Here is a 13,628-nt window from a genome sequence, read left to right on the forward strand (position 1 = left end):
CCGCTCGTAAGTCTTTGAATTCTAGTCTTCAAACGGGGATGAGTTCGGCCCGCTCGGGTTGAGCCAGCGCACGGTTTTCGGCGCTGAAAAGGTCGTCGTTGTTCGGCAACGGCGCCGGCATCGGCGCGCCTCCGGCCGCGAGCGCCTCGCCGATTACCGTAAGAATTTCGTCAGAATCCTGCACTCGCCGGATCGCCGCATGCAGCTCTGCCGCTTGCGGCCAGGTCCGTTGCAGATAGCTGAGCCACTTCTTCACCCGGCCATGCTCGTGGGTCAGCGAGCCGTGTGACCGCAGCTTGTGCATGTAGCCGACGATCGAACCGAGCACGTGCTGCCATTCGTCGGGCGACGGACACGGGTCGATGAACCCGCGGATTCGCTGCGCGAGGAACGGGTCCGATACTGCGCCGCGCCCGATCATCACGTCCGCGCAACCGCTGATCGACCGGCAGCGCTGCCAGTCCGCCACCGTCCAGACTTCGCCGTTCGCGATGACCGGCACGTCGACTGCGTCGTCGATGCGCGCGATCCACTCCCAGTGGGCCGGCGGCCGGTAGCGGTCGTCGCGGGTGCGCGCATGCACGACGAGCGAGGCCGCGCCGCCGTCCGCGAGCGCCTGCGCGCATTCGATCGCCCGCGATGTGTCGGATACGCCGAGGCGCATTTTTGCCGTGACCGCGATATCGGCCGGCACCGCGGCGCGCACGGCCGACACGATCTGGTTCAGCAACTTCGGGTTCGCCAGCAGCATCGCGCCGCCGCCATGCTGATTGACGACTTTGGCGGGACAGCCGAAGTTGAGGTCGATACCGTACGGCGACAGCGTAGCCGCATGCGCGGCATTGCGCGCCATCCATTCGGGATCGCTGCCGAGCAGCTGGATCACCATCGGCGTGCCGCCGGCGGTCACGCTCGCGTGCAGGATTTCGGGCGCCTCGCGCTCGTAGACGCGCGTCGGCAGCAGCGAGCCCGTGATGCGGATGAACTCGGATACGCAGCCGTCGAAAGCGCCCGGGCTCGTCAGCACGTCGCGCAGCACGTAGTCCGCAAGCCCTTCCATTGGGGCGAGAAACAGCCGGCTCATGGAGATGTGGGTGAACGGCGGATCAGCGACGAACGATCCGTACGGTCTTCGAAACGGAAGACACCGACGCGATCAGGGAGACGGTTTGAAACATAGGGCGGGTCCAGCGGAAGGAAAACGGTAACGGCGCGGTAACGGCGCAAGCGGCGATGTGCCGGCGGTGGACGCAACGGGCATTGAGCCGCAGCCGGAATCCGGTTCCGAGGGAAAGCGTCCCGCACGCGCGGGCCGCCATTGTAGCGCGTCGGCGGCTGCGCACTCCCGCGAGCGATGCGGGGGGATTGGCAACGGTGCTGAATGTCAACGATATGCCGACGACCAGTCCCCGGCTCAGCCAGTACGCGAATCGCGTGGTCACGCTACAACGATGAAGGTCGGCTTCGCGTTCGCTGGCTACCCCGAAAGCCCTCGTCAACCCGAGCAGACCTCGCCGTCACTCATTCGCTCACTTCTTCTCCGGCTCCGGATTCCCCTGCGGCGTAGCCGGTGCATTGGTCGCGTTGCTCGCGTTGACCGCGCCGCCCGGCGTGAACGGGAACGTGGCGAACATCGTCTTCGCCTGGTTCTGCATCTGCTCCTGCATTTGCACGAACATGTTCTTCGATTGCTCGATATAGCTGGTCATCATGCCCTGCATCATCGGCGCCTGCATGTTCATGAACTGCGACCAGACTTCGGGGTTCATCGCCTTGCCTTCATAGAGATTCTTCGACTGATCGGCGAGCTTCGCCTGAATGTCGATGAAGGCCTGGATGTTCTTTTCCAGGTACGTGCCCATCATGCCCTGCATCGCATGACCGTAGAACCGGATGATCTGCGACAGCATCGACGACGAGAACATCGGCAGCCCGCCGCTCTCCTCTTCGAGAATGATCTGCAGCAGGATCGAGCGCGTCAGGTCCTCGTTGCTTTTGGCATCGATCACCTTGAAGTCTTCCTGATCGAGCACGAGCTGCTTCACATCGGTGAGCGTGATGTAGGTACTCGTCTCGGTGTCGTAGAGCCGACGATTCGGATATTTCTTGATCAGTCGTTCGGCCGTTTTCTTTGTAGTAGTAGTCATGTAACGCCTTTAAGCTCGAGTTAAGCAAACGCGGAAACGGCGTCCGGGCTGTGCAATAGGATTCATTGCGCAGCCGGGACGCCGGCGAAACCATCTGAGCCGAAGCGCGCCGCCTTCCGGTCCGGCGCGCCGATGGCTCAGCCCATATGCAAGCCGCCATTCAGCGAAAAATCGGCGCCGGTGGCGAAGCCCGATTCTTCCGACGCGAGCCACGCGACGATCGAGCCGATTTCGTCCGGCTGACCGAGGCGGCGCACCGGAATCGTCGCGACGATTTTTTCCAGCACGTCCGGGCGGATCGCCTTGACCATGTCGGTGCCGATGTAACCCGGCGACACGGTGTTGACCGTCACGCCCTTGGTCGCGACTTCCTGCGCGAGCGACATCGTGAAGCCGTGAATACCGGCCTTCGCGGTCGAGTAATTGGTCTGGCCGAACTGGCCCTTCTGGCCGTTCACCGACGAAATGTTGATCACGCGGCCAAAGCCACGCTCGACCATGCCGTCGATCACCTGCTTGGTGACGTTGAACAGGCTGGTGAGGTTGGTGTCGATCACCGCCGTCCAGTCTTCGTGCGTCATCTTGCGGAACACGACGTCGCGCGTGATGCCCGCATTGTTGACCAGAATGTCGATCTCGCCGACTTCGGCCTTGACCTTGTCGAATGCGGCCTTGGTCGATTCCCAGTCGCCGACGTTGCCCTCGGAGGCGACGAAGTCGTAGCCGAGTGCCTTCTGCTCGTCGAGCCACTTCGCACGGCGCGGCGAATTCGGGCCGCAGCCCGCGATCACCTTGTAGCCTTCCTTGTGCAGACGCTGGCAGATGCTTGTGCCGATACCGCCCATGCCGCCCGTTACGTACGCAATTCGCTGTGTCATAAATCACACTCCGTTATCGTTGTCGAGGCGCCTGCCGGCGGCCTCGTGCCTCGCCTGATGCTGGGTTCACGTTGCCGCCGGGCGACCGTCTGGCAACGCGTACTGCCGGCACGAGTCATTTGTTGCCGCGCGCCGCACCGCCAGTTGGCGTGCAGTGCGGCCAGATGCCTGTACCGGCGAAGGCCGCGCGCGAACGGTCGCGAAGGCGCGCGGCGTATCCAGCGTACTTTAAATGCGCTCGACCGCGAGCGCGACACCCATGCCGCCGCCGATACACAGCGAGGCGAGACCCTTCTTCGCATCGCGCTTCTGCATTTCGTGCAGCAGCGTGACGAGAATCCGGCAGCCGGATGCGCCGATCGGGTGGCCGATCGCAATCGCGCCGCCGTTCACGTTGATCTTCGACGTGTCCCAGCCCATCTGTTTATGCACGGCGAGCGCCTGCGCGGCAAACGCTTCGTTGATTTCCATCAGGTCGAGGTCGGCCGGGGTCCAGCCCGCGCGCTCGAGGCAGCGGCGCGAAGCCGGCACCGGGCCCATGCCCATCACCTTCGGATCGACACCCGCGTTCGCGTACGCCTTGATGCGCGCGAGCGGCGTAAGGCCTAGCGCTTCCGCTTTTTTCAGCGACATCACCAGCACCGCGGCCGCGCCGTCGTTCAGACCCGATGCGTTCGCCGCCGTCACCGAGCCTTCCTTCGAAAACGCCGGCTTCAGGCCCGCGAGCGATTCGGCCGTTACGCCGTGACGCACGAATTCGTCGGTGGCGAAGCGCAGCGGCTCGCCCTTGCGTTGCGGAATCTCGACCGGCACGATTTCGTCGTTGAAGCGTCCCGCCTTCTGCGCGGCTTCGGCCTTGTTCTGCGACAGCGCCGCGAACGCGTCCTGCTGTTCGCGCGTGATGCCGTATTCCTTCGCGACGTTCTCTGCCGTCACGCCCATGTGGTACTGGTTGTAGACGTCCCACAGGCCGTCGACGATCATCGAGTCGATCAGCTTTGCGTCGCCCATGCGGAAACCGTCGCGCGAACCCGGCAGCACGTGCGGGGCGGCGCTCATGTTTTCCTGGCCGCCTGCCACGACGATGTCCGCGTCACCGGCGATGATCGCGTTGGCCGCGAGCATCACGGCCTTCAGACCGGAGCCGCAGACCTTGTTGATCGTCATGCCTGGCACGGCCGACGGCAAACCCGCCTTGATCAGCGCCTGACGCGCAGGGTTCTGACCGGAGCCCGCCGTCAGCACCTGGCCCAGAATAACTTCGCTCACCTGTTCCGGCTTCACGCCAGCCCGTTCGAGTACGGCGCGCAGCGCGACCGCGCCGAGTTCAGGCGCGGCAATCTTGGCCAGCGACCCACCAAACTTGCCCACTGCAGTACGAGCGGCCGATACGATCACAACATCAGTCATTTCCATATCCTCCGGGCATCCCGGCCTAATTGCGCCGCAGCCCGTTACGTTAAAAATCGCGTTGCAACTTGCGTTGCTCTCACGCCTTCATCAACCAGACGCTCATTCTCCTGCCAAACACCTATGCACCGGCCGACCGCGCACCATGCCGACGCCGACAGCAAGGTCGGACGCGCGCGTCGAGCCCGCGCGTGAAACCTACTCCCGTTGCCGCACGTAGCGACCCGGCGCCGGCTCGATGACCGGGAATTCGTCGGAGCCCTGCGTGGCGTGCGGCTTCACTTTCTTGCCGCCGTACTGATCGAGCCACTCCGTCCATTCGGGCCACCAGCTGCCGGGCACTTCGGTCGCCGCGTCGAACCATTCGTCCGCGCTCGCGGGCAGCGTCTTCGCGTCGGTCTCGAGCTTCCAGAAGCTGCGCTTCTTCTTCGCGGGCGGATTGATCACGCCGGCGATATGGCCCGACGCGCCGAGCACGAACTTCAGCGGCCCGGTGAGCAGCGGCGCCGATGCATACGCGGTTTGCCACGGCACGATATGGTCTTCGCGCGAACCGTAAATGAAGGTCGGCACGTCGATCTTCGACAGATCGATCGGCTCGCCGCAGGTGGTCAGCGCACCCGGCACGCGCAGCTTGTTCTCGAGATACGTGTTGCGCAGATACCAGACGTACATCGGGCCCGGCAGACTGGTCGAGTCGCTGTTCCAGTACAGCAGGTCGAACGGCACCGGCGTGCGGCCCTTCAGATAATTGTCGACGACGTAGTTCCAGACGAGGTCGTTCGGACGCAGGAACGAGAACGTGTTTGCGAACTCGATGCCGCGCATCAGTCCGGGTGGCGCGCCGTTCTTGCCGCCGATGGTCTGCTCGCGCATCTGCACGTGCGCCTCGTCGACGAACACGTCGAGCACGCCCGTGTCGGAGAAGTCGAGCATCGCGGTGAGCAGCGTCATCGACGCGGCCGGATGTTCGCCGCGCGCGGCGGCCACCGCGAGCGCGGTGGCGAGCATCGTGCCGCCGACGCAAAAGCCGAGCGTATTGATCTGCTCGCGGCCGCTGATCTTGCGCACCGTGTCGATCGCGGTGAGCACGCCCTCGCCGATGTAGTCGTCCCACGTCTTGTGCGCGATGGACTGATCCGCGTTGCGCCACGAAATCAGGAACACCTGGTGGCCCGAATCAAGCCCGTGCGCGACGAGCGAGTTCTCCGGCTGCAGATCGAGGATATAGAACTTGTTGATGCACGGCGGCACGATCAGGAGCGGCCGCTCGCGCACGGTAGGCGTACGCGGCTTGTACTGGATCAGCTGCAGCAGATCGTTCTCGAACACGACCGAACCTTCGGTGTTCGCGAGGTTCTCGCCGACCGCGAAACGCGATTCGTCGGTTTGCGAAATCTTGCCGCGCTGCATGTCGCCGAGCAGGTTCATCACGCCCTGGCGCAGACTCTCGCCCTTGCTCTCGAGCAGCGTTTTCTGCGCTTCGGGATTCAGCGCGAAGAAGTTGCTCGGCGAGGCCGCCGCGGTCCACTGCTGGACCGCGAAGCGAATGCGCTCGCGGGTTTTCGGCGCGGTGTCGAGCGCGTCGACCATCTGCTGCAAATAGCGCGCGTTCAGCAGATACCATGCGGCGGTAAACGCATAGGCCGGTGCCTGGCTCCAGGCGTCCGCGCTAAAGCGCCGGTCCTTGAGCTCGGGCGACTTGATCGCCGATGTGGTGGCCTGCTGGATCAGCTCGATTGCCTCGCGCGAGTAGTCGGTCTGCAACTTCTGCAAACGCTCGGACGGTATCGCGGCGGTGGGAATGTTCAGTCCCTGCAACGACGGCAGCGCGCCGGCGGCCAGCTTGCTGAAGTCGGGCATGCCGGGGAACGCCGGTATTTGCGGAAAGCCCGCCGTAATCTGCGCGAGGTCCGGCATCTGCGGCATCGAGGGCATCTGGAACGCCGAGCCATTGGGCGGCGCGCCGAACGAACGCCAGGCGTTCATCCACGCGTCGAGAAATTGCTGCATGCCTGCGGCTGACGATGCACCGCTCGTACCGGCCTGCTGCGTCTGCTCCTTCGAGGAGTCCGTGCTGGGGGAAGCTGAGGAATGAGATGCTGCCATACCTGCTTTTGACCGGTAAGTCCTTGCGGACGGGTTGAGAGGCAGGTTCGTGCTCACGTACCGATTGCTCGTTACTTCGTCACGCCCTGCCCCATGAACGAGGAGAGGAGCTTGGGAGGAACATTCTTGCTCCCCATCACAAGGCATGTCAATGCTTGTTCCCGATTTTGCCGCAGTGCGATAGTTTTTTAATTATCGTTTTCCCTGTATGGCAAATCGCGCTTTTGCGAATCAAATGATCCATGCCGCGCGCAAACCAAAAAACTCCTGCGGCGCATAGTACTTAAGCATATTTATTGGTTCGGCCGCCCACATAACCGGAGGGCGATTCGCGCTATTGGCGCCGCTTCCGGCAGCGCAACAAAAAAGCCGCGTGAAGGCCCGGGGACAGGCCTTCAGCGGCGGATCCGCAGTGGGCTTCTTGAATCACGAACCGGTGCGCATTCACGCGAAATAAAACCACCGTTCGATTTTAAAAAGTATGACGAGATTCGCGCGGGCGCCACCCCGAATTAATCGGCAATTGATTGCGCCTGTTCGTCGATCCAGATCAACGCCGCCATCCGGCCGGTTTCGCGGTCACGGCGATATGAATAAAAACGTTCGCGCAGCGTGACCGTGCACAGATCGCCGCCGCTGATGCGCGTAAGGCCGAGCCGCTGCAGGCGCAGGCGCGCGAGCGCCGGCAGATCGGCGAGATATTTGCCGGCATTCTCGGGATGCGCGACGAACGCTTGCGCGGTCGCATCGCGTTGTGCGTCGTCGACACCCGTCATGAAGGCGTCACGCACGTCTGAGCCGACTTCGAATGCGCTGGGCCCGATCGACGGTCCGAGGTACGCGTGCAGTTCGCTCGCCTTCACACCCGCCAGCGCCGCGACCTGCGCGGCGGTCTGCTCGACGATGCCCGCCGCGAGTCCGCGCCAGCCGGCATGCGCGGCGCCGACCACGCGCCCCGCTTGGTCGCACAACAGCACCGGCATGCAATCGGCGACCATCACCACACACGCGATGCCCGCGCGATCGGTGACGCTCGCGTCGGCGCGCGCCGGCGCGCCATGCTCGCGCGCGTACGCGAGCGCATCCTCGGCGCGGACGATGCCGGCGCCGTGGATCTGTTCGAGCCACGCCGTCTCGCGAACCCCGGTGAGCGCGACGAGCCGTGCACGATTGCTCGCGACCGCGGCGGGATCGTCGCCGCTCTTCATGCCCAGGTTCAAACCGCCGGGCTGGTCAGCGCCGTCGCGCCAGCGGCCGTACGGCGCGTCGCTGACGCCGCCGTCGCGCGTGGTCACGAGTGCGCGCACGCGCGGCGACACGTTCCATGCGGGTTGCACGACATCGGCAAAACCCAGCTCCGGCAACTTCGTGCTCATGCGTGATCGTCCTCGTCGTGGTCGTTCTCTTCATCGTACGTGGCGGCGTCGGACGATGCATCGTAGCCCTCATCCTCGTCATACCCGTCGTCGAACTCGCCCGCGTCGTCGCGACCCAGACCGAGCGCGGCCGACAACGCCTCGATATCGGCCGGCACGTCGGCGCGCCATTGCATCGAGCGGCCGGTTTTCGGATGGATCAGACCGAGCCGCCACGCGTGCAGCGCCTGGCGCGCGAAGCCGTCCGGCAACGGCGTGACCGAGCGCTTGCCGCGCGCGCGTCCGTACACCGGATCGCCGAGCAGCGGATGGCCGATATGCGCGCAATGCACGCGAATCTGATGCGTGCGCCCCGTTTCCAGATCGCAATGAATCGCCGTGACCGGCTGACGTTGCCAGATCGCCGACACCACGCGCCGGAAATGCGTGCGCGCCGGCTTGCCGGCCGCGCCCGTCACCACGGCCATGCGCGTGCGCTCGCGCGGATCGCGGCCGATCGGCGCGTCGATCGTACCTTCGTCGGGCATGTTGCCCCACACGAGCGCGAGATAGCGACGCTTGACCGTGCGCGCCTGCAACTGACGCACGAGGTCGGTCTGCGCCTCCAGCGTGCGCGCCACCACCATCAGCCCCGAAGTCTCCTTGTCGAGTCGATGCACGATGCCTGCGCGCGGCAGACCCGCCGCGGCCTCGCCATAGCGGTACAGCAGACCGTTCAGCACGGTGCCGCTCCAGTTGCCGGCCGCCGGATGCACGACCATGCCGGCCGGCTTGTTGATGACGACGAGCGTGTCGTCCTCGTAGACGATGTCGAGCGGCACCGGCTCGGGCGTGAAGGCGAGCTGCTCGGGCAGCAGATCGGGCACCAGCTCGATCGTGGCGCCAAGCGGCACCGGCTGGCGGATCTTCGCCGGCTTGCCGTCGACACGCACCCGCTGCGCCTCGATCCAGCTTTGCAGACGGCTGCGCGAGAACTCGGGGAATACCTTGGCGAGCACCTTGTCGAGGCGTTCGCCGGCCAGTTCGTCGGGGACGACGACACTGCGCGGCGCTTCGTCGGCCGCACGAACGGGCACGGGCGCCGTCGTTGCCGCCAAGCCTTGCGGACTGCTTGCGGCAAGCGCCTCGCCGGCGAAATCGTCGTCGAGGGAATCGACGCCCAACGCGTCGGCGGGGTCGGCGCTTACGCTATAATCTTCGTTGCTATTCCCGGCGCCTGCGGTGCCTGGAGTATTTGAGCGGGTCATTGAGTCTGGGTCACCTGGACGTAAAGCTAGACTGGAAAATGCGAGCCTTGAACACCATCACTGAAGCGGCGATCAATTTGGCGGCCATCAAGAAGGCGGCCCGGAAAGTGGCCGGATACGTTGCGTGCGCCGCGGCCGTCGTCGCTGTTGCGGCTTGCCACGGCCTGCCGGAGAAGACCGACGAAACGGCAACGTGGACCAACAACAAATTATATACGGAGGCGAACGACGCCCTGACCGGTGGTGACTGGGGCAAGTGCGCGAAGTATTTCGAAATGCTCGAAGGCCGTGACCCGTTCGGCCACTTCGCCCAGCAGGCGCAAATCAACGTCGCGTATTGCAACTGGAAAGACAACGAAAACGCCGCCGCCGACCAGGCCATCGACCGCTTCATCCAGCTGCACCCGGATCATCCGGACATCGCCTACGCGTACTACCTGAAGGGCATGATCCACTTCAACGACGACCTCGGTCTGTTCGGCCGCTTCTCGGGCCAGGATATGAGCGAGCGCGATCCGAAGTCGCTGCGCGAGTCGTATGACGCGTTCAAGATCGTGGTGGACCGCTTCCCGAACAGCAAGTACGCACCGGACGCCGCGCAGCGCATGCGCTACATCGTCAACGCGCTCGCCTCGCACGAAGTCCACGCGGCGGACTACTACTATCGCCGTGGCGCCTATGTCGCCGCGATCAACCGCGCGCAGCTCGCGTTGCGCGAGTACAAGAACGCGCCGGCGATCGAAGACGCGCTGCATATCATGATCCTGTCGTACGAGAAGCTGAACAACCAGCAACTCGCCGACGACACGCGTCGCGTGCTGGCCGGCACCTTCCCCGACAGCCCGTACGTCACCGGCAAAGCACGGCCCGGCACGGCGCGGTCGTGGTGGCAGTTCTGACGCCTCACGCGCCGACGGTACGCTGACCGTCGTCCGGAAACGAAAACGCCACGACCCAGGTCGTGGCGTTTTCGTTTATGCGCGCCGCGAAACTCAGTCGCGCTCGAACAGCGCAATCGATTCCACGTGCGACGTATGCGGGAACATATTGACGACGCCCGCGCCCACCAGCCGATAGCCGGCCTCGTGCACGAGCAGCCCGGCATCGCGCGCGAGCGTGGCCGGCGCGCACGACACGTAGACGATGCGCTTCGGCAGCGGCCCGTCGCCGCTCTGCGCGATCTCCGCGAGCGCCTTCGCGATCGCGAGCGCCCCTTCGCGCGGCGGGTCCACCAGGAACTTGTCGAAGTGACCGAGCGCGCGCAGATCGTCGGCGGTGACTTCGAACAGGTTGCGGCACGCGAACGACGTATGCCCCGCGACGCCATTCAGCTCCGCGTTCGCGAGCGCGCGCTGGGTCAGCACTTCGCTGCCCTCGATGCCGACCACTTCCCGCGAGACTCGCGCGAGCGGCAGCGTGAAGTTGCCGATCCCGCAGAACAGGTCGAGCACGCGGTCCGTGCGCGCGGGCGCCAGCAGACGCAACGCGCGGCTCACCAGCACACGGTTGATCGCGTGATTGACCTGGGTGAAGTCAGTCGGCTTGAACGGCATGCGGATGCCGTATTCCGGCAGCGTGTAGTCGAGCTGCACGTCGAGCGGATAAAGCGGCGTGACCGTGTCGGGACCACCCGGCTGGATCCAGAACTGCACTTTGTGCTCGTCGGCGAACTCGCGCAGCACCTGCTCGTCCTCCTCCGTCAGCGGTTCGAGGTTGCGCACGACGAGCGCCGTGACCGACGAGCCGACCGCGAGTTCGAGCTGCGGCATGCGGTCGTAGATCGACAGCTTGCGGACCATGAAGCGCAGCGGCATCAGCATCGCCGATACATGCGGAGGCAGCACCTCGCAGGTCTTCATGTCGGCGATATAGCTGCTCTTCTTCTCGTGAAAGCCGATGCGCATGCCGCCGCGCTCGGGCAGAAAGCGCACCGCGAGCCGCGCGCGATAGCGATAACCCCAGGACGGCCCGTGAATCGGCCGGAACACCGTTTCCGGGCGCAGCTTCGCCAGATGCTGCAGGTTGTCCTCGAGCACCCGCTGCTTGACCGCCACCTGCGCGCGCATGTCGAGATGCTGCATCGAGCAGCCGCCGCAGACGTTGAAGTACGTGCATTTCGGCGTCGTGCGGATCACGCTTTCGCGGAACACCTGGACGACTTCGGCCTGCTCGAATTTCGGCTTGCTGCGATGCGTCGAGTAGCTGACGAGCTCACCCGGCAGCGCGCCTTCGACAAACACGACCTTGCCGGGCGTGCCGTCTTCGCTCGCGGTGCGGCCCACGCCGCGCGCTTCCATATCGAGCGAAACGATTTCGATGACCGGTTCGTTGCCGGTAATGACGGGCGCGGACGCCGGGGCGTGCGCCCTGGCGTGCTTCGATGAGCGCCGCGGCGAGCGACGTTGGGGGGCAGTTCGGGACACCTGCGGACTTCCTGACAAGCTGTGGGGAAAGGCGAGATTGTAGACGAAGCGCCGGGCTTGCCTGCGATGCGGTGCGGACCACGCCCGCAGAGCGCGCGGATCGCGGCCTGATTCGCGGCGCGGCGACCCGCGGAAGACCCAGGCTCAGGCCCTGCTCGCGCGAGCCTACTGCCCGAACGCCGCCAGATACTCGGCCCACTGCGGCGCGGTTTCCAGCGCGAGCGCGTTCTTCACGAGATTGATTTCGTCAGCATACTCCGACGGCGAAAAGCCGCCACGCATCAGCTGAAAGCGGCAATACAGCAGGTAGGTGTTGACGACGTCGGTCTCGCAGTAGTTACGGATTTCCTCGATGCGCCCTTGCTGGAACGCCTGCCACACCTGACTGCCGTCCATGCCCATCTTGCCCGGGAAGCCGCACATCTTGGCGAGCGCGTCGAGCGGCGCGTTCGCGCGCGCCTGGTACATCGCGAGCACGTCCATCAGGTCGGTGTGGCGCGCGTGGTAGCGGCTGATGTAGTTGTTCCACTTGAAATCGCGGTCGTCCTCGCCGAGATCCCAGAACCGGTAGGCGGGAATGCCGTTGACGAGCGCGCGATAGTTGAGCACCGGCAGATCGAAACCGCCGCCGTTCCACGACACCAGTTGCGGCGTGTACTTTTCGATCACACGATAGAACGACTGCACGAGCGTCGCCTCGCCGTCCTCGGGGGTGCCGAGTGAGCGCACGCGAAAGCCGTTGTTGTCGCGGAACACGCAGGAAATCGCCGCCACCCGTTGCAGGTGATGCGGCAGAAAATCGCTGCCGGTTTTTTCGCGGCGCGCGGCGAACGCGTGCTCGGCGACTTCGGCGTCGCTCATCGACGCGGGCAAATCTTCAAGACGGCGGATGCCGGCGACATCGGGAATCGTCTCGATGTCGAAAACAAGAATCGGTGTCATCAGGTCAGAGAACGGCGTCTTTGCGGACACCGTTTGAGGCGAAGAAGCGCTTGAGCCGGACCAGCGCTTCCTGTTGGATCTGGCGCACACGCTCGCGCGTGAGGCCCATTTCGTCGGCCAGCTCCTCGAGCGTGGCGGGCTCGATGTGATTCAGCCCGAAGCGCCGCTCGATCACATGGCGGTGCTTGTCCGACAAACGCGCGAGCCACGCGCGTGTCAGCGTCTCGAGCTCGCGATGCTGCACCTCGGCGTCAGGCGACTGGCTCTGGTCGTCCGACAGCAGATCGAGCAGACTGCTCGCCGGGTCGAGATCGAGCGGCGCGTCGAGCGACGCGGTGTGCTCATTCAGCGCGAGGATGTCGGTGACTTCGTCGGTGGTCTTGCCGGTCAGATAGGCGATGTCGTCGATGCTCGCATCGCGGCGCTCGGCCGCTTCGCCCGAATTCATCGAGTTCTTTTCCAGATGGCGCTTCGCGCGCAACACCTGGTTCAGCTCACGAATCACATGCACCGGTAACCGTACGGTGCGCGCCTGGTTCATGATCGCGCGCTCGATGCTCTGGCGGATCCACCAGGTTGCGTAAGTCGAAAAACGGAAGCCGCGCGTCGGATCGAACTTTTCTATCGCGTGCATCAGGCCGAGATTGCCCTCCTCGATCAGATCGAGCAGCGGCACGCCGCGATTCAGATAACCCTTGGCAATGCTGACGACCAGCCGCAGATTGCGCTCGATCATCACCTGCCGCGCTTCGAACTCGCCGGCCTTGGCAAGACGCGAATATTTCTGCTCTTCCTCGACGGTGAGCAGCGGTTTCACGCTGATGCGATTTAGATAATGCTGAATCGTGTCGGCCGTGAGTTCGGCCTGCAGCAGCGCGCGGAAATCGTCGGCGTCGGGCACCGCGTCGCCGCTGCTTTCGCGCGCGTCAGCGCCCTCGCTGTCGTCGAGGCCGCTCTGGCGTTCGTCGAGATCGCGCTCCTCGACGACCTCTTCTTCCACTTCCGAAGCGCCGCTCTCGTCCACTGCGGCGGACGTGACTTCGCTGATCGTCTCAGACTCGGCTTGCGGCGGGCGGCGCTTCGATTTCGGCATGGT

The 13,628-nt window shown here is 64.6% G+C and carries 11 protein-coding genes; 1 reads left to right on the forward strand and 10 read right to left on the reverse strand.

Going from position 1 to position 13,628, the window contains the following annotated elements:
* Positions 1–28 precede the first annotated feature (28 nt).
* From EVC45_RS07245 to EVC45_RS07275, 7 genes are all read right to left on the reverse strand, one after another.
* On the reverse strand, positions 29–1,084 hold the full coding sequence (locus EVC45_RS07245; protein ID WP_129957340.1) for a tRNA-dihydrouridine synthase: 1,056 nt from the start codon (positions 1,082–1,084) through the stop codon (positions 29–31).
* A gap of 445 nt (positions 1,085–1,529) precedes the next feature.
* On the reverse strand, positions 1,530–2,147 hold the full coding sequence (gene phaR, locus EVC45_RS07250; RefSeq protein WP_129957341.1) for a polyhydroxyalkanoate synthesis repressor PhaR: 618 nt from the start codon (positions 2,145–2,147) through the stop codon (positions 1,530–1,532).
* A 137-nt stretch (positions 2,148–2,284) separates the two neighbouring features.
* Positions 2,285–3,025 (reverse strand): 3-ketoacyl-ACP reductase, encoded by a 741-nt coding sequence (locus EVC45_RS07255; protein WP_129957342.1) that lies wholly within the window; start codon positions 3,023–3,025, stop codon positions 2,285–2,287.
* 228 nt (positions 3,026–3,253) lie between these two features.
* On the reverse strand, positions 3,254–4,435 hold the full coding sequence (locus EVC45_RS07260) for an acetyl-CoA C-acetyltransferase (protein ID WP_129957343.1): 1,182 nt from the start codon (positions 4,433–4,435) through the stop codon (positions 3,254–3,256).
* A 198-nt stretch (positions 4,436–4,633) separates the two neighbouring features.
* Positions 4,634–6,448, reverse strand: a complete 1,815-nt coding sequence (gene phaC / locus EVC45_RS07265; protein ID WP_129957344.1) for a class I poly(R)-hydroxyalkanoic acid synthase — start codon at positions 6,446–6,448, stop codon at positions 4,634–4,636.
* A gap of 608 nt (positions 6,449–7,056) precedes the next feature.
* Positions 7,057–7,920, reverse strand: a complete 864-nt coding sequence (pgeF, locus tag EVC45_RS07270; protein WP_129957345.1) for a peptidoglycan editing factor PgeF — start codon at positions 7,918–7,920, stop codon at positions 7,057–7,059.
* Positions 7,917–9,167 (reverse strand): RluA family pseudouridine synthase, encoded by a 1,251-nt coding sequence (locus EVC45_RS07275; RefSeq protein ID WP_129957346.1) that lies wholly within the window; start codon positions 9,165–9,167, stop codon positions 7,917–7,919. The genes pgeF and EVC45_RS07275 overlap by 4 nt, the downstream gene beginning before the upstream one ends.
* Positions 9,168–9,205: 38 nt before the next feature.
* Between EVC45_RS07275 and EVC45_RS07280 the strand changes: the two genes are divergently transcribed.
* The gene (locus EVC45_RS07280) at positions 9,206–10,066 is read left to right on the forward strand and encodes an outer membrane protein assembly factor BamD (RefSeq protein WP_129957347.1); all 861 of its coding nucleotides are present in this window, start codon (positions 9,206–9,208) and stop codon (positions 10,064–10,066) included.
* A 93-nt stretch (positions 10,067–10,159) separates the two neighbouring features.
* On the opposite strand, the gene rlmD is transcribed toward EVC45_RS07280, so the two are convergent.
* The 3 genes from rlmD to rpoS form a co-directional block, all read right to left on the reverse strand.
* The gene (gene rlmD, locus EVC45_RS07285) at positions 10,160–11,590 is read right to left on the reverse strand and encodes a 23S rRNA (uracil(1939)-C(5))-methyltransferase RlmD (RefSeq protein WP_129957348.1); all 1,431 of its coding nucleotides are present in this window, start codon (positions 11,588–11,590) and stop codon (positions 10,160–10,162) included.
* A gap of 165 nt (positions 11,591–11,755) precedes the next feature.
* Positions 11,756–12,532, reverse strand: coding sequence for a 3'-5' exonuclease (locus tag EVC45_RS07290; RefSeq protein ID WP_129957349.1), 777 nt, complete (start codon positions 12,530–12,532; stop codon positions 11,756–11,758).
* A 4-nt stretch (positions 12,533–12,536) separates the two neighbouring features.
* Complete coding sequence (rpoS, locus tag EVC45_RS07295; protein WP_129957350.1) at positions 12,537–13,625, reverse strand: RNA polymerase sigma factor RpoS; 1,089 nt, start codon at positions 13,623–13,625, stop codon at positions 12,537–12,539.
* Positions 13,626–13,628: the final 3 nt, after the last annotated feature.

Origin of the sequence: Paraburkholderia sp. UYCP14C, from assembly GCF_004197395.1 — a bacterium.
Classification (GTDB): Bacteria; Pseudomonadota; Gammaproteobacteria; order Burkholderiales; family Burkholderiaceae; genus Paraburkholderia.